This window comes from Bacillus cytotoxicus NVH 391-98 (assembly GCF_000017425.1).
Lineage (GTDB): Bacteria > Bacillota > Bacilli > Bacillales > Bacillaceae_G > Bacillus_A > Bacillus_A cytotoxicus.
Window position 1 is genome coordinate 2,443,746 of sequence record NC_009674.1, and the last position, 18,647, is coordinate 2,462,392.

At 32.2% G+C, this 18,647-nt stretch carries 18 protein-coding genes and 6 pseudogenes; 14 read left to right on the plus strand and 10 right to left on the minus strand.

The annotated features are described in order from the left end of the window. Positions 1-250: 250 nt before the first annotated feature. Entirely contained in the window at positions 251-475 is a 225-nt protein-coding gene (locus BCER98_RS11960; RefSeq protein ID WP_041809877.1) for a hypothetical protein, read from the minus strand. Positions 476-765: 290 nt separating this feature from the next. Between BCER98_RS11960 and BCER98_RS21190 the strand changes: the two are divergent. The 8 genes and pseudogenes from BCER98_RS21190 to BCER98_RS11980 form a co-directional block, all read left to right on the plus strand. Further along, a pseudogene (locus BCER98_RS21190) lies at positions 766-974 on the plus strand (tyrosine-type recombinase/integrase); the annotation flags it as partial. Positions 975-1,178: 204 nt separating this feature from the next. After that, a complete protein-coding gene (locus BCER98_RS21195; protein WP_012094793.1) occupies positions 1,179-1,355 on the plus strand; it encodes a hypothetical protein in 177 nt (58 codons plus the stop codon). Further along, positions 1,352-1,492 carry a hypothetical protein gene (locus BCER98_RS22560; RefSeq protein ID WP_012094794.1) on the plus strand — a complete coding sequence of 47 codons (141 nt, stop codon included), beginning with the start codon at positions 1,352-1,354 and terminating at the stop codon, positions 1,490-1,492. The genes BCER98_RS21195 and BCER98_RS22560 overlap by 4 nt, the downstream gene beginning before the upstream one ends. Positions 1,493-2,023: 531 nt before the next feature. After that, the gene (locus BCER98_RS11970; RefSeq protein WP_012094796.1) at positions 2,024-2,344 is read left to right on the plus strand and encodes a hypothetical protein; all 321 of its coding nucleotides are present in this window, start codon (positions 2,024-2,026) and stop codon (positions 2,342-2,344) included. A gap of 160 nt (positions 2,345-2,504) precedes the next feature. Beyond that, positions 2,505-2,825, plus strand: a pseudogene (locus BCER98_RS23725) (transposase). 26 nt (positions 2,826-2,851) lie between these two features. Further along, complete coding sequence (locus BCER98_RS23730; protein WP_049759255.1) at positions 2,852-3,169, plus strand: transposase; 318 nt, start codon at positions 2,852-2,854, stop codon at positions 3,167-3,169. Between the two features lie 10 nt (positions 3,170-3,179). After that, complete coding sequence (locus tag BCER98_RS21205) at positions 3,180-3,311, plus strand: type II toxin-antitoxin system HicA family toxin (RefSeq protein ID WP_256941498.1); 132 nt, start codon at positions 3,180-3,182, stop codon at positions 3,309-3,311. A gap of 68 nt (positions 3,312-3,379) precedes the next feature. Continuing rightward, positions 3,380-3,799: a type II toxin-antitoxin system HicB family antitoxin gene (locus BCER98_RS11980; RefSeq protein WP_012094798.1), complete on the plus strand. Its 420-nt coding sequence runs from the start codon at positions 3,380-3,382 to the stop codon at positions 3,797-3,799. A gap of 718 nt (positions 3,800-4,517) precedes the next feature. Here BCER98_RS11980 and BCER98_RS11985 read toward each other — a convergent pair. After that, positions 4,518-5,663, minus strand: coding sequence for a serine hydrolase domain-containing protein (locus BCER98_RS11985; protein WP_012094799.1), 1,146 nt, complete (start codon positions 5,661-5,663; stop codon positions 4,518-4,520). A gap of 352 nt (positions 5,664-6,015) precedes the next feature. Between BCER98_RS11985 and BCER98_RS22565 the strand changes: the two genes are divergently transcribed. Beyond that, a complete protein-coding gene (locus BCER98_RS22565) occupies positions 6,016-6,177 on the plus strand; it encodes a hypothetical protein (protein ID WP_012094800.1) in 162 nt (53 codons plus the stop codon). A gap of 25 nt (positions 6,178-6,202) precedes the next feature. Further along, positions 6,203-6,529, plus strand: coding sequence for a hypothetical protein (locus BCER98_RS11990; protein ID WP_048723355.1), 327 nt, complete (start codon positions 6,203-6,205; stop codon positions 6,527-6,529). 141 nt (positions 6,530-6,670) lie between these two features. Here BCER98_RS11990 and BCER98_RS23125 read toward each other — a convergent pair. From BCER98_RS23125 to BCER98_RS12005, 3 genes and pseudogenes are all read right to left on the minus strand, one after another. Beyond that, positions 6,671-6,859: pseudogene (locus tag BCER98_RS23125) on the minus strand (ArsR family transcriptional regulator); the annotation flags it as partial. Between the two features lie 202 nt (positions 6,860-7,061). Continuing rightward, positions 7,062-7,427 (minus strand): annotated as a pseudogene (locus BCER98_RS23395) (dihydrodipicolinate synthase family protein). Positions 7,428-7,532: 105 nt separating this feature from the next. After that, positions 7,533-8,144 (minus strand): FMN-binding negative transcriptional regulator, encoded by a 612-nt coding sequence (locus BCER98_RS12005; protein ID WP_012094804.1) that lies wholly within the window; start codon positions 8,142-8,144, stop codon positions 7,533-7,535. A gap of 152 nt (positions 8,145-8,296) precedes the next feature. Between BCER98_RS12005 and pdxR the strand changes: the two genes are divergently transcribed. Further along, complete coding sequence (gene pdxR, locus BCER98_RS12010) at positions 8,297-9,676, plus strand: MocR-like pyridoxine biosynthesis transcription factor PdxR (RefSeq protein ID WP_012094805.1); 1,380 nt, start codon at positions 8,297-8,299, stop codon at positions 9,674-9,676. A gap of 293 nt (positions 9,677-9,969) precedes the next feature. Here the strand turns inward: pdxR and BCER98_RS23140 are convergent, their stop codons facing one another. From BCER98_RS23140 to BCER98_RS12035, 5 genes and pseudogenes are all read right to left on the minus strand, one after another. Continuing rightward, complete coding sequence (locus BCER98_RS23140) at positions 9,970-10,476, minus strand: aminotransferase class I/II-fold pyridoxal phosphate-dependent enzyme (protein WP_308806031.1); 507 nt, start codon at positions 10,474-10,476, stop codon at positions 9,970-9,972. A 438-nt stretch (positions 10,477-10,914) separates the two neighbouring features. Next, positions 10,915-11,052: pseudogene (locus BCER98_RS23145) on the minus strand (WXG100 family type VII secretion target); the annotation flags it as partial. Between the two features lie 759 nt (positions 11,053-11,811). Beyond that, the gene (locus tag BCER98_RS12025) at positions 11,812-12,603 is read right to left on the minus strand and encodes a sulfotransferase family 2 domain-containing protein (protein WP_012094808.1); all 792 of its coding nucleotides are present in this window, start codon (positions 12,601-12,603) and stop codon (positions 11,812-11,814) included. A 41-nt stretch (positions 12,604-12,644) separates the two neighbouring features. Further along, on the minus strand, positions 12,645-13,418 hold the full coding sequence (locus tag BCER98_RS12030; protein ID WP_012094809.1) for a sulfite exporter TauE/SafE family protein: 774 nt from the start codon (positions 13,416-13,418) through the stop codon (positions 12,645-12,647). An 86-nt stretch (positions 13,419-13,504) separates the two neighbouring features. Next, a pseudogene (locus BCER98_RS12035) lies at positions 13,505-14,293 on the minus strand (sulfotransferase family 2 domain-containing protein). Positions 14,294-14,761: 468 nt separating this feature from the next. Here BCER98_RS12035 and BCER98_RS12040 point away from each other — a divergent pair. From BCER98_RS12040 to BCER98_RS12050, 3 genes are all read left to right on the plus strand, one after another. After that, a complete protein-coding gene (locus tag BCER98_RS12040) occupies positions 14,762-15,757 on the plus strand; it encodes a tryptophan--tRNA ligase (protein ID WP_012094810.1) in 996 nt (331 codons plus the stop codon). A gap of 596 nt (positions 15,758-16,353) precedes the next feature. Then, the gene (locus tag BCER98_RS23150) at positions 16,354-17,085 is read left to right on the plus strand and encodes a transposase (RefSeq protein WP_012094811.1); all 732 of its coding nucleotides are present in this window, start codon (positions 16,354-16,356) and stop codon (positions 17,083-17,085) included. 372 nt (positions 17,086-17,457) lie between these two features. After that, entirely contained in the window at positions 17,458-18,030 is a 573-nt protein-coding gene (locus tag BCER98_RS12050) for a DJ-1/PfpI family protein (RefSeq protein WP_012094812.1), read from the plus strand. Positions 18,031-18,647: the final 617 nt, after the last annotated feature.

An 18,647-nucleotide genomic window follows, 5' to 3' on the forward strand; every position in this document is an offset into this window, starting at 1 on the left:
ACTCTATACATGTATATGTTTAAAATTAAAATTCATACCTCGAAGTTCCGGTACTTACTAGAGATTGATTTTATTGGGAGAGCTAGCCCTCCCCATGCGCAAATTTCATAACTTACACTTTAAGTTATGAAATTTGCGCGACTTAAGAAGCGATCCATTGCTTTTTCGTTTCGGAACTGTTCTTTTTTTCCTTAACAACAAATAAGACTCCACCCAGATTACGGTAGCGCCTACGAGAATTGCTATTGGTTTAATCATTAACAAGTATATCCGTCCCCTTCTTCAACATGTACGAGAAACTCAAAATAAATACGACATTAAATATAATAATAGAAGACCACATATTAAAATGATATTCTTTACTTGCAATTAAATTATAAATGTTATGGACCAAGAAATTAGCGCCTATAATCATTCCACCTAGTATTGAACTAATTAATATGCTCATTAAATAAAACTTGAGCTTCTGAAACATTTTTCATATCCCCCTTTTCTAAACGAAACTTGGTTTAAGTTTTTAGAAAATAATAGCATCCATTTTCTATGTATTATTAAACCTATAGTTTAACTAAGGTTATTTTAAGAAAGCATTACCTATTCAAATGTCCATTTTGTGCACTCACTAATCGCCTTAACACTTAGAAGAACTCAACTATGGAAGTTCTACTTGAGTATATGTTTATATAAAGGCTGATCTTTCCATGTAGTTTTTTATTTTACTCAAGGGGAGTGTGAAAGAAAAAAGTGTATGTTAGTAACGAGATGAAATATACAAGTGCATTTGAGGAGAAACGCCGTCCCATAAATTACGCCATACATATGCTACGAATCACTATAAAGAAAACAAGGATTTAGTATTGCTATGTGATCAACTTGGTCATACCTCAGTCGAGGTTACTAGTATCTATACAAATATTAATAAAGATAAAAAACGTAAGGCTGTTGATCGTTTAGAAAGAAGGCAATTTGAATAATAACTGGTTCATGGGATCCCACCAACCACACGACATAAAACCCACGTTAAGACATTTTCTAGAAAGTGAAAACCCTGATTTTTGTACGCTAAGGAATGTAAAAGCGACTTGGGGGATTCCCGACGGCACTGAAAGCATGAACATCACTTTCTAATTTCAGAAAAATTAAATCAAAAAGGAATTGCTGACGAATTCAAAAAGGCAATGAAAACAGAAATCTCGTATTTTGATAGAGAAGACCTACATGAATATGTACAAGAATCGGCTAAAGAATTAGTGGTTTTATTCCATCAAGACAATAACTGTTCAAAAGCAAGTAACTATTTTTATCTTAGCCATCTAGCAAAAGAACAAAACTTTGAAAAGAAGGCTTTAAAATGAAAAAAGTAATTTTTAGCTTAATTGGATTAACAGCTGCATTCACATTTGCGTTTAATTCTAGCCATGTAACTAATACACAGAAAGCGCTTAGCGAGGACAAAATTGTACAATATGCTCATAGCCATACGGGTGCATAATATGAATGTTATAAAGTGGCCTTTGGTTGTCTCCAGCGAATCTACTTACCATAAAAAAATTCTTCATTTTTAAATTAGAATCCTTTGAAATTCGATTTACTTTTTCAAGAATATGATTTACATTTATCATTTAATCTCCTATATACATTACAAACCGTTCAAACTTCTCTCCACTCCCAGAAATTTTTCAACACTCTCTAATATTCCTTTTTTATTCACTCCCCCAAACCATAGAGTTTCACCCCCACACGACGAGCTAGCATTCCAAACAAAAAGGAATGGAAGACCAAAAAATAACATCAAAACAAAGAAATAACTAGTTTTTCCTTTCAGGGCATGCCAGTTAACGCAAATTTCGTTATAGGCAGTGATTGTGAATATATTATTCATTTCCCTGCACAAATTCATTTTCGTTATGGATTTTTTGAAATACGATTCTGTTAAGTACAAAAAAGTGCAAATTTTTTGAATAAAAGCAAAAAAAGGTGATTACATTAAACATTTATTACAGTCAAGAATATTTATAAAAATATGAGTATGAAATCAACTTTATGTAATGGCGGAGGACTTAATGTGGATATAACTCAAAGTATGGCCAGAATAGTTGTTAATGGGAAAGACCTTCCTTTTACTTCAGTTAGAACTTCCAGATGGCATATTGGACCTGTGGATGATTTAATTGTTTCAACCAAGCAGAGAGTAGAAGCGTTTTATCAATTTATGTGGTCACGAGTGCCAATGATGATTGTAATGTATTTTCTGCAAGGTGCGGAGTATGTGAGATTTACTCAGATTATTGGAATTAATGAAAGTATAACAGGAGAATATACCTATTATTTCTCTTGGGGATAAAACGAATTTAAAGTAGCGAATTCGCTGCTTTTTTATTTTATAAAGAAATTACCGTAAGGAGGAAGTATGCAAATTGGATCTGGTTGAAAAATATAAGGTCAGTGTTAATACCGTTAAGTCATGGAAAACCAAATACAAATGGGATAAAAAAGAAATTACAATGACAGAAATCGCACATTTAATCAAGAACATGTACCGTCATCATTACACACCTCAAACGATTTCAAATATGACAAAATCTGTTTCTAAACAAGTTAAAACGTTTCATCAACGTCCTTTACCTACTCGCTATATATGCGTGTAGGTAGATGCAACCTATATCATATGACGTCGTAAAACGGTGTCAAAAGAAGCTATTTATATCGCTGTTGGTATTTGTGAAAACGGATCAAAAGAAGTGCTTGCGTACACGATTGCGCCAACTGAATCAGCGTATAACTGGCAAGAGCTTTTAGAAGAACGCAAAGATCGCGTGATGTAAAGGATATTTCAGATGGCTTAAAAGGCATGATAGATGCCATCTCAAACATATTTCCAAGAGCGAAATGTCAATCTTGTTTAGTCCATATAGCCCGAAAATTATCACACAAAGTTCGTGTAGAAGACCGTCAAGAAGTGTGTCAGAATTTCAAAACCGTTTATACAGCGTATTGTCTAAAATCCGGACAAGAAGTATTTGATGCCTTCTGTTTTAAATGGCAGACGTCTTATCCAAAAGTTATCAAGGCGCTTCAACATAACCAACATCCATTAACATTTGATACACATTTCAATGCGCGTTATAATAATTGTAGAAAGTTGAAAGGAGATAGTAACGATTTCTAGTAGAGAAGTAATTAAGAGATTAAAAAAGGAAGGATGTTTTCTAGTGAATATAGAAGACAACCACCATCAGTTCAAACATCCTTCCAAGGTTGGCAAAGTGACTGTGAAACATTCCAAAATGTACATTTCGCTCAATCTATAAGCAAGCGGATCGGTTATAAACCATCCCTCGCTTCCCTAATTACCAAAAAATCGTTATAAAAACAAATTATGAAAAAAGACTATTACGTTTATCCCGCTATTCTTGAAAAGTCTTCAGATGGTTACGGTATTTACTTTCCAGACCTTCCTGGTTGTATATCCTTTGCAGATACACAAGAAGATGCTTTAAAAGAAGGTAGAGAAGCATTAGGACTTCATTTATCTGGAATAGAAGAAGATAACGATTCAATTCCAAATCCTACACCAATTGAACATATAAAATTAGAACAAGGCGAATATGCTATTTTAATTGATGTTTGGATGCCACCATTAAGAAGAAAAGATACAACAGTTTATAAGCGAAAAAATGTAACACTTCCTTCTTGGTTGGAAGAATATGCATCTAAACAAGATGTTAACTTCTCTGAAATACTTGCAAAAGCTTTAAAACAACATTTGGGTTTAAAAGATAAAAAGAATACACCATAAAGGACGCCATATGAGCGTCCTCTTTTTCCATGGTAAAAGCTGGCACATCTCAATAAAAAATGCACCTCAATTGTTAATTGTGTCTAACAATGATAATAGTATGTTAAATGTGCCTCATAATGTTATCAAATTCATCATAAGAAATATTCCATGCTATCTATTAATCTTTATGCCTAAAATTTAATAATGAATAGTAAAACCATATGTTTTAATCTTCTTCGATATGATTAATTTTAGAATCAATTTCTTCTTTGTAATAATTTTGATTGAACAAAATCCTGTTTTAACATTGATTGGTACTAAGTGTCTAATGAATGCCTAATTTGTTCCTTGGTTATTATATGTGCGCTCATAACAAGCTATCCTCCCTTACCCTATCTTGATTCGATTAAATATCACCATAATTCTTCAAATCCGAACAAAAACCTTCTATTAAAATTCAATAAACAAACAATAAAATATTTCAATACAAAAACCGATATATTCCAAATAGAAATAATATTAAAACATAGACCTGAGGTAGTATGTCAACTGAAAAACAAAAGAAAATAATTAGTATTGTTTGGATTGGAATATTTTTATTTGCTATTGCTGCACCTCTTACTTTCAATTCCAGGAAGAAAAAGTATCTTTTAAAAAGATTTTGACATTTTTTATAATCATTGCTCCATTAAAAGAATCAAATTGCCCTTTAACGAAATAATCCCAATTGCTTATTCTAACGATTTGACATTATTAGCTGCTCAAACTCTTGTAACCCTACTTTTTCACCGAATAAAATCTTTTCTAAAGTAAGAGTTAACAAATATGGTATCTTGTTTAACTCGTTATTCGTAAAGTCTAGGTTATTTAACATTACTATAGCTTTGTTACTATCCTTATAACTAATTAAAACTGAATAATAACCTGCCCAATATCCATCGTGAAGAATAATCTTCTTATATTGAGGATGGTTTTCTATTTTCCAACCAAGTCCATATCCCCCGGAATTTTCATGCAAACATGGACAATATCCATTCGCAGCTTCTCCTTTAATGAAAACTGAATCTATAATACTTTCCTTGGTTTGTTCTGATACTAGGTCATTATGATAAATAGCACGCTCCCATTTCAGCATATCATCTACGTTGGATTTTATACCTCCATCACCTTTAACACCATCGAAGAAGTAAACATACTTGTGTTCTTCCATTTCATTTGGAAGCCTATACAAGTCCTGTTCCCAATCATAGATAAAACCTAACGAAAAATTTTCAATGTCGTTATTTAAAAATTGTGAATGTGTTGATGTATTGAACATATTTAAAGGTGTAAATATTCTTTTCTGTAAAAACTCTCCGTACCCCATTTTAGCAACCATTTCTATGATTTCTGCAAGTAATACATAACCAGTATTACAATACTCCCACTTTTCATTCACATGAAATAACACTTCGGGCTTCTCAACTTTCAAAAATTCAACTATATCTTTATTCGTTGCAATTCTATTAGGATTCCAGTTAGCTGGATTTTCAAACCATTCCATGTACTCTGGAAGTCCAGAAGTGTGATTTAACAGATTTTTAATAGTAATGTTTTCATAAGAAAGAAAAGAGAAAAACTTTTTAAGATTATCATCTAGCTCTAGTTTTTTCTCCTCAATTAGTATCATAATTGCCATTGCTGTAAAGCTCTTCGAAATCGAGGCAATTTCGAATACTGCATCAAGAGACTGTTGACTTGAATTATTTCTCTTGCCAATTGCTCTCTTGTAAAATGCTTTACCTTCCTCAGATAATAATATCACCCCGCTAAATAGCCTATTTTGTTCTAAGAAATCTAATACCTTATCTAGCTCTTTACGCTTCAAATTTTGTCCATTCATAATTCAATGACCTCATTTATGATTTTTGTATTTAATATGAGATACATTATTATCAGAGAGGCGTACCTCTTATTGTTGATTATATAAAGTTGAAAATATTTAAAAAGTTAACTTCTCTTTTTTATGAAATGATTATTCTACCAAACTACCTCTCATAATAATTATTCCAAAATTTAGAAACTTTAACAATTCCTTTATTCAAGATATAACCGTTTATTGAACAAGAAAAACCCCTGTATATCAACTTAAAATTTTCAGTCAAACCTTATTATAAACGTCGCGACTTTATTTTAAAGCTCCAAAAATAAAATTGTATTCACAAAATTCTTTCTTGTAGAAATATGCAGAAAGAATGGCATTTTGGGATACATTCTTAAAATTAGAGTATACACTGTTAGAAGAAACATTAATGCAAATGGATTTTGGAAAGGTTGCCGCACAAAACATTCCTTATTTTAGAATGTATGCGGCACGTGTACAACAATTGTTACAGAAACGCTATAAAGAGGTTTAAGTGAATAAAAATGAGGTGATAAAGAATAATCATGTTCGGAATTGGGCTGTCAGTTTTGCTGATAGCCTTTTTATTTCTCCAAGTATATCCGTTCCATGAACAAAAGTTAGAACAAAGAAATTATGATGAATATGAAATCTGGCTCATTATTTGGACATGGGTATGTCTCTATGTTTCGCACCATTTTTTACAGGAAAACACATGGCAATGGGTAGTGAAAATCATTGGTGCAACTTTTTTTACAGACTTTTCAATTGGATGTGTTGGAAAACAAAGTATATATGATTTTCAACACAAAAAGTTTCCATTTCAAAAAAATGACGTTTCAGATTCGTTTGTAATCGAAAGTTGATAATTTAAAATAAAATTCACCATGTTCAATTTCATCCGGAATATGATTCAATAGTTCCTCGGCTTTGTTATAATGTTCCCTTGCACTTGTGAACTGGTTCTGGTGCAAAAACTTTAAAATTTCCGGGAATAATTTTCCAAACTGACAAACTTTGAAATTCTGGATACGATAGTACATCTCTAAACCACTTAGGATCTTCCCTTTCATTTTTGATAAATGCTGCAAAACAGTAGATTGAGGTATGTGTAATAGTTCAGTTAACTGTGTTACATTGCAGATTTTATGACGCATTAATTCTTCTACAATTTGTATCCTTACTAGATGTGACATAATTTTCAGTAATTCTGCGTCCTCTTCTGGAATTTTATATGTTTCTTTTTTTATTTTGAATTGTTGTTATTATATTATCTCCTTTTTATTTTCTATTTGAATTTTTTAGGTACCATCAATGTTTTTGTGTAAATGACTTTTTAACCTTTTCAGATAAAACGTCACTTTTGGTACAAAAATAACTGTATTTGAAGGTTTGATTTTACGCTTCAAGTTCCTCAAACATCGCTACTAATGCTGCACGTGCCTTATTAAAACCGATGTGGCAACGCGTGGCGAAGCGTTAATTATAGTGCTCAAATTACGAGACTCGGAATCGTTCCATTGACTCTTCATTTTGAAACTGTTCTTTACGCTTTGTGTATTTTTTTACTTTTCCGTATAAAGACACACGTTCATCAACAGTCATAGAGTGTTGTTCACCAGTAGAACCACTAATTAACAATGCTGGTACATTGTACTTCTTATAATAATTAATTAATGATGGGATACCTTCTAAATGCAGATTACCATCAGTAGAAAATGGCGTAACCATTGCAACACTAAAAGAACCAAAAGGATTTTTCATTTTTTACTCCTTTACTATTTGCATTTTGATATGAAATAAAAATATTTATAAATATTCCTCCAGCTGAAAGAATTGGAATTGGAAATCAAAACAATAAGATTACGATTACTTTTTTAAATTCTCCTTCATTAAAAAGGAAATATTTTGCTCATCTTCATTTGATATTTTTTCTAGTTGATTAACAATTAATTCTCGTCTGTGTAATGGTTGGTTTTGACTCAACTTTTCTTTTCCCTCAATTTTGATAATTTTAATTTTGAATCCTTGAATACCTTTGTTCATCCCGGAGAGATAAGTAGTGTCTAGATCTTTTAATTTATATGAACTATTAGGAGCTTCATACTTCAATACCATGTCATGTAAGGAATCCATTAATTCATGTTCATTCTCAATAAATTCGAATTCTCCATAGACATGAACAGTCACATAATTCCATGTGGGTACTGCTTGGTTGGTCTCGTACCAAGAGGGAGAAATATAACAATGCGGCCCATGAAAAATAGCTAAAACTAATTTATTTTCAATATCTTTCCACTGAGGGTTCTGAAGAGCAAAATGACCATATAAATAAGTGTTCTCTTTATTTAAAAGTAGTGGTAGATGTGTTGCAAAAGGTATATCTTCATGCATTGAAACTAATGTTGCAAAGCTGTTTTTATGTATTACATCGTAAGCAACTTTTAGTTTTTTCATTTTAAATATTTTAGGAATGTACATAAAAAATCTCCTTTCAATTTGTATATAAATTTTTTAGTACAACAGGCAAGCGGTTCACAATTATAACAACCTTTGATAAAGATAGTAATATACAAACTGACATATAAAAAGGTACAATTTTTAATAAATATACATGTCAAAGGAGTCAGGAAATGAAAAATACTATTTTTGCTTTTAAAGGCGATTCCCCAAAATATATACAGATCTATGAGCAGTTTAAAGTATTTATTGAACGAGGGGATATATCCGCTGGGGAACAATTGCCGTCGATTCGACAACTTGCAGAATCTCTTCAAGTGAGCCGTAATACGACTTTAATGGCTTATGATCAACTTGTAGCTGAAGGCTACATTCGTGGAGAAGGAAGAAAAGGTTATTTTGCAAATGAAATTGAACCTTTTTTATCTCAAGAAACGTTAATCCATTATGATAAAAAGAAACAAGAATCGTTACTATCTTCTTTTATTGACTTTAAGGCTGGTGCAGTAGATCAAGTAAACTTCCCATTAAAAATATGGCGCAGAATTTCTAATAAGGTGTTAACTTTACAGGAAACTTTTCAATACGGGGAACCCTTTGGGGAGACATGCCTGCGTGAACAAATATCCACATACTTATTCCAATCTCGTGGTGTGAAAACTGAACCGAATGCCATTATTATTGGGGGAAGTACCCAGCAAATGCTTATATATCTTGGACAAATACTTAAGGATGATTTTCAAAGCGTTATAGTTGAGGACCCCGGTTATGATGGTGCTAGAGAAGCTTTTAAATTAAATCGTTTTGCTCTTGAAACTTTACCAGTTTATGAAACAGGTGCTGATTTTTCACAATTAGAACATATGAAATCACGATTAATTTATGTAGCGCCTTCTCATCATAGTCCCTATGGGGTAAGTATGCCTATTCAGCAACGACATTCATTAATTTATTGGGCGAAAAAAAAGCAAGGATATATTATTGAAGACGATTATGATAGTGAATTTCGCTACACGCAACAACCATTTCCAGCTCTTGCTTCTATTGATTCTACAAGGGTAATTTATCTAGGGAATTTCTCAAAGGCATTTCTTCCGGGTATACGCATGAGTTATATGGTATTGCCACAGCCAATTTTAAATCGTTACAAAAATCAATTTCTTCATTTCGAAAGTACCACTTCTATTCTTAGCCAATTTACCATGGCCAAATTTATGGAAGAAGGAGAATGGAACAGTCATATTAAACGAATGCGTATTGTTTATAAAAAGAAGATGCACCACTTAGTATCAGTATTAAAAGAACATTTTAATGAGAATGTATCTATTATTGGTGAACAGTCGGGTTTGTATTTATTAATTAAAGTCCATTTGAACCGTTCAGAAGAATGGTTAATTCAACAAGCCCATTTGTATGGTGTTAAAGTGTATCCGACCACGCTCTACTTTATAAAAAACACATCCAAAAAACCAATTATTAAACTGGGCTTTGGTAATCTTTCTTACGATGAAATTCAGATTGGTGTAGAACTTCTAAAAAAAGCTTGGTTGTAAAAATCCCCCTGTAGTAGTTAGGCGTTTCTAACATCTATGGGGGGAGTTCGCTTTATAAAGATGATAGTTTAAAGATAAGGCTTAAATGATACTGAATTATAATTATTTTTCTCATACAATTCCATTATACAAGTTGCTATTTGTTGGATACCAAGTTCTATTTTCTTTTCATCTACTTGTGAAATGCTTAATCGGATTGCTTTCTGTTTCTTTCTATCTATATACATTCTAGAAGCATTATCGACATAGATATACCTTTCTTGCAATAGATAAATCAATTTATCTACATCTATTTATGGAGGTAAGAAATTGGTCATATAAAAACCCCTCTTGGGTTTTGTAAATGATATACATTTCGGTAAGTATGTTGAACAAGCATTTATTAGCATCTTCATTTTGTTTGTATACAATTGTTTTACTTTTTCTAAATGATAGTTAAACATACCTCTTTTTAAATAAATTTCTAATGCCCCTTGTGAAAGTGCCGATGTATTAAAATCAGTGTCGAATTTGTAACTTACAACGGAATGGATCATTGTTTCAAGAAGTACAACCGTAGCAATGCGTAATCCTGACAAAAATGCCTTTGAAAAGCTCTTAATATATATATTTCTTTCATTAGGTTCATAAGTAAACAAAGGATCTGCTTTAGAATCAACATCTAATTCTGCTAAGTAATCATCTTCAACAATGTATACATCATATTTCTCTGCAAGAGTTACGATTCTTTTCTTCTCTTTATTTGAATAGTGATGACCAAGTGGATTATGGAATCTTAGTACGATATAAAAGAATTTTATGTCATTGTTTCAGAATAGAGATTCTAGCCGTTCGAAATCTAATCCATCGTTAAGTCTATTCCTAGTATCTCACATTAATTTAGTTGTAAGGTGTCTATCATGCCAAAATATGTTAGCTGTTCAATTAATATTTTTTCTTTCTATTTGGGAACGGAATATTTGATAATATATGTAACGCTTGTTGTGATCCAGAAGTAATGACAAGTCGCTCAGGTTTCGTGAACACTTGTAAACCCTGTAAATACCTCGCCAGCTCTTTTCTTAGCGAATAGAGCCCTTGTTGCTAGCTGTACGTAAATCATTGTGCTTTATAGTGATCAATTGCTTTGTTTATACAATGTTGAAAGTCTTCATATGACATAGACTTTTCATCAGGTCCAGCAGATAAAAAATCAATTTTTTCGTCTGGACTAGGTATTTGATAATCATCAATAAGGGGGACAGCCCATCTAGTTCTTGAAGAATATTCAACATCATGGGCTTTGCTTCATTAAATATTTGATAGAAACGTTGGCTAGTTGCTCCTGTCCAATTGGCAGCTATATATTCTGCTGGATTATATAAATTTTGATGTATTCTTTAACCGTTACATATTTACATTATTGTTACTTTACATAAAATATGTGTTTAATCATTTTCTTAGAAAGACAATAACCACCTATCATTTTTAGTGATAGATGGTTATTAGAATGTTAAATTCTTTCCGTATTTTCATCTTTATTAAGCACTTCAAATCACGCCCTCAATCCAAAAATATCCCTATTATATACTTTTTTTAAATCAAACTCTTCTAATTCTAATGTCTTCAGTATATTCTTTTTCGTATCTTCTACTTTTTTATTTGACATTAAATAGGAAAATATGTTTTTCAAATCATTTAAAAGATACAAAGGGCTGATCACTGTTTTTATATCTTTCTCATCCGTCAAGGTAGTAAGTAAAAACTCATAGTATTTTATTGACTTCCAATTTATATAATTTTCATCCCTTTTCAATGACTCAACATGTTCCTCATAGTACTTTTTTAATTCACTAATTTTACAGCTTCTATCAATATTTGATGCAGCGCACTAACTGTAGATCGGATTTCATCTACACTATACATTAATGGCTTCTTTATAGAAGATCCCCGTTCAATTACTTCATCATCTAAGTGCTGTATATCGAGTGAATGTTTCGTTTTAAGCTTGTCATAAAATGCATTTCTTAAATTAATAATTCCCCTTTCTAATACCGGATTACTCCATTTACAATTTAATTGCGCATCATAAAAATCGTCATATCAGTTTTAACCAAACACACTGAATAGAATCAGAGGCTTGGAACACTTTTATTTTAAGAAAAAGAATTTAAATCATAATGATACATCTTAAAGTCTTTTTCAAATATCTCTTGAACCAACTGAATAGTTTCTGCGTCATAAAAACTATCATAAGTAGGTAATCGTGGAAAAAGAGGCTTGGTAATATCAGCTTCTGCATAAACTCCTTTGTAAATCATCTTACTACCTTGATAATGCCAAGATTTTGATAATAGATCTAATGGTGATTTTTTCAATTTATATTCCTCTTCTAGTTTTGAAATCTCTGTGTTGAAATTTTCTAGATAAATATAGTTTGTAACAAATTCCTCTTCCCCTTGTATGTATTGTTGGGTAAAGTGAGAATCCATTTGATCTAATTGGGTCATGTGTGCTTTTAAATAATACAGAAATAGCTTAAAGGAAATTGGCTTATTGCAGGTTTCGTCACCGTACAGGAATAGGCGAATGGGCTTCCATGCAGGATTCTCAATATTTGGTGGTGGAATCAGAGCAACAAAAGAACTTACTGCTCTTCTATAAGGATTTCTTACTAGTTTGTACGTATTTTTCTCTTTAGTTTGTAAGCCATTAGCTAATCGTATTAAATAATGTGTAGAGTTCTTATATACTTCATGCTCATAGTTATGAATGAACGAGTTGTATTTTATCGCTTCTTTAAATAAATTTATTTGATAAAAAAACCAATGCGCTAGCGAGGTACAACCACTTTTTTGGCTCCAAAATAAGATTAGGGGAAAATCTTTATGAAAATGAGGTATACGCCCTTGCTTGAGTATAAAATTATATAGTTCTGTATGATTCATTTTGAACCTCCATTCTTATATAGCAAAAACATAAAATATTTTTAATACGCGATAACTAACTTTAGTCCACTAACACCAATAATGATAGCTAAAAATATTTGAAGAAGTTTAACGGGGATCTTAGTGGAGAATTTACTCCCAAGTATGACACCTGGGATAGAACCAATGAGTAGGTGAATTAATAAAAGATAATCTACGTTTCCTAAATTCATATTTAGTATGCTTGCAACCGTCACTAATAAAAACGCATGTGTAATATCCGTTCCCACTAATTCGGATGGTTCCAGTCGATATAAATATATCATTGCAATAGCGAATAAAGAGCCTGATCCAACAGAAGTAAGCCCCACGATAAAACCGAGTATTGCGCCAATAATAACTGTTAGGTTCTTTTTTTGTTTCATAGTCTGTTTTTGAAAATAATTTTGCCTAGATTCATTATAGAAAAATATTTTTATAAAAATAGAAATTGCCGCAATAATTAAAACATAACCTAATATATATTTTATAATTCCCTCTCGATTATAATGAACAATTGGTAAGACATGAATTGTTACCACTGCGATAACCGCACTAGGGATACTCCCAACAGCTAGATATTTTACTAATCTAAAATTGATGGTCTTCTGTTTCCAGTGTTGGGATATTCCAAACATTTTAGTGATAGAATTATATACTAAATCCGTTCCAACAGCTACAGAAGGACTTATACCTAGTGTTAGAAGAAATGGAGTCAGTAATGCAGCTCCGCCTATCCCTGTTACTCCAACCAATCCTCCTATAATGAAACCCATCATTATAATAGAAATACTCATGATAATTCCCCTTCCATACCGCTGGCTTTTAATAGTGATTGTTTTTTAAAGGGACTCTATGCATAGTGGGAGTATAAGCATATGAGTTAAAAATTAATTTCATTCTTCTTATATCCATATGCTTCAAAATCATCAGTAAATATTTCTGAAACAAGGTTTAGAGCTTCTTCATCATAAAAACTTCGATAGGTTGGTAATGAAGGGAAGTGTTGGTTTGTACTATCATCATCTGCATAGTTTCCTTTATAAATCATTTGATGTGCCCTATGGTGATTGGAGTTTGTAAGGAGTGATATATCAGAAGAAAGTAATCTATATTCTTTCTCCAACTTTGGAATTATTGTATTAAAATTCTCTAATTTTATATTTTGTTTGATAACCTTTTCTTCCCTCTCTATATATTGTTGTGAAACATGTTGATCTAACTGACTGGACTTCGGATCCATATCTTTGACATAATATAAAAATTGCTTAAATGAAATTCCTTTCGAATCATTTTTATCATTATAAAAATATTCTCTAATCTGTTCCCACTGTTTCGAGGCGTAAGGGTTGTCATAAAGTATTAAAAATGAGCTTACAGCTCTTTTATAAGGGTTGCGTACAAGTTTTATGGTATCCTTACTTAGTTTCAAGAGTTGCATTTCTAAATCTTTGTAGTAATCAATTTTATTTTTGTATATTTCAGATTCATAGTAAGGAATGAACGGTGCATATTTCATTGCTTCCTCCTATAATCCAATTTGGAAGAAAAACCAATTCGCCAGGGAAATGCAACCGCTTCTGTGACTCCAAAATAAAATTATAAGGAAATCCTTATGGTAGTGTGGAATCCGTTCGCCATATTCAATCAATTCTTTAACATTATCCTTCATTATTTATGATATTTCATACTGGCAATTATAATGAATGCTGAAATACAATGCTAACCACTCATACCAACTTTTTATCTGTTAAGAAACTTTGTAACAAAGCCTCCAGAAATCTAAATCTATATAATATAGATTGAATTTTTTGAAAATATAGTTAAAATGTAAAGAAAGAGGTATTCTTATATATAATGAATAGAGAATAGTACATATTTGTAGCACTTCAGGGAGATGATAGTTGCTAAAAATCAGTGTGCGTAAAGTTTTGGAACGGGCTATAGAACCTCAATCTGAAACTATAGAAAAAAGATTTGACGAATTATTCCTCCTTTACAAAAAAGAAACTGTATTTTAGAATGCACAAAGCGATTTGTTTTGTACAACTAATGAGGGTGGTACTATGGGATCTCTCGTTCTTCTTTGGATAAGGAATCCTTTTTTATTTTACTTTTTTACACTTGGGAGGTAAACGATATGAATAAACCTATTGTATTAACAGGAATTAAACCGACAGGCCATCCCCACCTTGGAAACTATATTGGAGCGATTAAACCAGCATTAGAAATGGCAAAGAATTCAAATCTACAGGGAATGTATTTTATAGCAGACTACCATGCATTAAATGCTATTCAGAATTCACAATATTTCCGAAACTTTACATATGAAATTGCAGCTGCTTGGTTGGCCCTTGGTCTAGACCCTGAAAATGTAATTTTTTATCGCCAATCCGACATACCAGAGATTTTGGAGTTGCATTGGATTTTATCTTGCCTAACACCAAAAGGATTAATGAATCGCGCCCATGCCTATAAAGGTAAGATTAACAAAAATCGAGAAGAAGGCATAGACATTGATCATGGAATTAACATGGGATTGTATACATATCCCATCCTTATGGCTTCTGATATATTAATGTTTCAATCTAATTTTGTCCCTGTAGGAAAAGATCAAATTCAACATGTAGAAATAGCAAGAGATATAGCCTCATACTTCAATCATACATATGGAGAAACGTTCTCTCTTCCAGAATATATAATACAGGAAAATACAGAAATGCTTCCTGGCCTAGATGGTAGGAAAATGAGTAAAAGTTACGGAAATGTGATTCCATTATTTGAAGACCCATCCAAATTGAAAAAACTCATATTTAAAATTAAGACAGATTCTACACTACCAACAGAACCCAAAGACCATACTACTTCACCGTTATTTGCATTATACAAAGAGTTCGCCACATCAGAAGAAATAGAAAAAATGAAAGAGCACTATCAAACTGGCATAGGGTGGGGACAGGTTAAACAAGAGGTGTTTGATGTAGTAAATCGGGAGCTGGAACAGCCACGTAAGAAGTATCATATGTACATGGAGAATTTAGATTTCTTGCAAAGTATTTTACACAAAGGGGCAAGTCGTGCTAGAGAAAAAGCTACCATACAACTACAACAAATAAAAAGTCGCATAGGGTGTTGAAAATGAAAAAAACAAAAAATTAAAATTAATATACAAAGATAATTCCTCTCAAAAGGATTTGAGCCAATACATAAAACCTACAGAGACAATTACAATGACTCTGTGGGTTTTATAAGAATCTTGAAATGCTAAATACGCAATATGGCTGAACTACGAAAATAGTATGGGTAAATAGCGATACAATCCATTAAAGGTTGTTATTATTGATAACATATTTTAAGTAATTACTTATTATTGTTCTGACTTTTAGTTCCACACTTTTGTCTAATCCTATCCTATTACAGTGTAAGTGGAGTAAACTATTTATAATTGAATAGAGTAGTGTATTATCCGTATTATAAAATTCCAAATACTCAACTGAAAATTTTGATATTTTTTCAGATTTTATATTATTTAGTGATACTAATTTACTTTTTTTATTGTCCAGATAAAATTTTTAGAGCCCTTATAAAATCCTGTTTAGTGCAAAATGAAAGTGGTTCTTACGGACTTTTGGTGAATTGCTCTTTTGTGTACTACATTGATATAATAAAAGAAAAGGAGTAAACCATGATGTACCCTATCTCTTGGTTAAGTCCAGTATGGGACACTTATTTGTGATCTACCTACGTCATCATAGACCATTAGCGCTATTACCGAATCGTTCACCTGAAACACTAGCGGAATGGTTGAAACAACCTCCTCACATTCAAGTCGTGAGTTGCGATGGTTTTACAAGTTTTCGTCAAGGAATTTCTGACGCAAGTTCTTCTATTCTTCAAGTATATGATCGCTGGTATTTTATTAAAAATGCTAGGAAACATTTAGATACGTTCCTCTTGTCAGCCGCTCCTTCTACTATTACTTGGAATGAAACTTCATCTATTTCCATTGAAACAGCGTTAACAAAAGCAGAAAAAATAAAACTCATACGCCAGAAACGAAAGTGGGACTTGATTCAAGAAATAAAGAAAGCCCATCGCTCCGGGAAATCTATCAATTCCCTAACGAAAGAATATCATTTAAATTGGAGAACGATTAAAAAATACATGAAAATGATGACTCCACCTACTACCAATCGTTGGCGCATCAGTCCAGCTCAAGGGTGTCTTGAATCTATTATGCGTCTTGAAAAAGAGGGAAAAACACTTAAAACGATTAATCCACTTATCCGTAAGAAGGCGGATAACGGCACCTTTTCGGCTGTGTGCACACTTGTTGGAGGGATAAGGCGCAAACAGAAACATGCGAATCACCCATCTCCTACCTATCAAATAGCTAGAAAACGTCTTGCCAGATGGTTTTGGATTCATCCCAATCATCTGAATACCTCAGAAAGAAGGGATTGAGAGCGTTGTTTCGAAAAATATCCTAATCTCCAAACTGTTTATGAAGTCATACAAACAAATTTAGAGGGTGCAGTTCATAAGGAGGCTGCTTTTATAATTTTATCTCGCATACACATATCCCCATGTTCCTCCAGACAAATACATGCCGCGTTAAAGTCCATTTGAAGAGCAGCGATGAACTTGTGCTAACTGCTCTTTATCTATTGAATAATCTTCTAATCTGTACAAAATGAAATTTTTGTGGCGTTTCTCTACAATCCAATACACTTTTTCCTATCTACTATAGTTAGCAAAAAACTTAAACCTCACTAAATATACTTGAAAGTGTTATAATTTAAATGTTTTCAATATTTCGATTACGGAGGTTAGAGAATGAAAATCGCAATAGTCTGTTTCGATAACTTCACTGATATAGATGTTTTTTTACCATGGGATTTATTAAATCGTGTACATCTAGTTGGTGGTATTTCTGATTGGGAGGTCCAACTATTAGGAACAGAAAAAACTCATGTATCCATGTCTGGTTTACGTATACCCATGACAGGAAGCATATCCGATATCCCTTTTACTGACGCTGTAATATTTGCAAGTGGTAAGGGTGTACAAGATTTATATAAAAATCAACAATATCTTAATAACATCCATGTAAATCCTCAAAGACAATTAATAGGCTCGATGTGTTCTGGTTCACTACTACTAGGAGCTAAAAAATTGTTAACTGGCAAAAAAGCAACTACATATCCATCCGTAGTAGAACAACTTAAAGAATTTGATGTAGACGTTATTGAACAAAGTTTCGTAAACGAAGGCAATATTTCGACTGCTGCAGGTTGCTTTGCTGCACAAGACCTCTCAGCTTGGATTATAAGAACCCTAATTAATGAAGAAATGGTTGGTACTGTACTAGAAACTGTTCAGCCAGTGGGCAAAGGTTTATATTTTTAATTTCAAATCAAGTCAGATATTTATTTCTCACTTGATTCTTTTATAAAATAGCGTTTTTGTTATAAACTCATCTTTTTCGTTATAAACTCATCTTTTTCGTTATAAACTCATCTTTTTCGTTGCCTTACATTGAAACCATTATATATGGTAAAATACAGTAACAATATGTTTTAAGGAGGTTTTAATATGCCACACGAAGTTTGGTTTCCTATACTCCTAGCAATATTCGTCGTATTTTTCCTTAATAAAGAGGAAAAACACAAACAATAACTTTATTTGTTTGTTCCAGCTTAAATGTATGTACGCAATATTTAAGCTGGTATTTTTTCAAATAACGATTTTGTCTTAATTACCATTCATTACATTCCTCATATTGTTGTTGCCAGAAGAATAATCCGCAACATGGACAAAAATATTCCCGTTTTATTTATTCACCCCTTTGTTTGATTTCTCTTAAACGGTTTAAGAATAAATTTAGTGATTTCATTCATCAAAAAAATCTTTTTAAGTTCACTAGATATAACTAATAAGTTTTCTTCTAATGTTTTATCCCGTTTCATTTAACATCACACTTTCGATTAAAATAAGGATTTTATTAAGATTTCTCTTGCAATAGT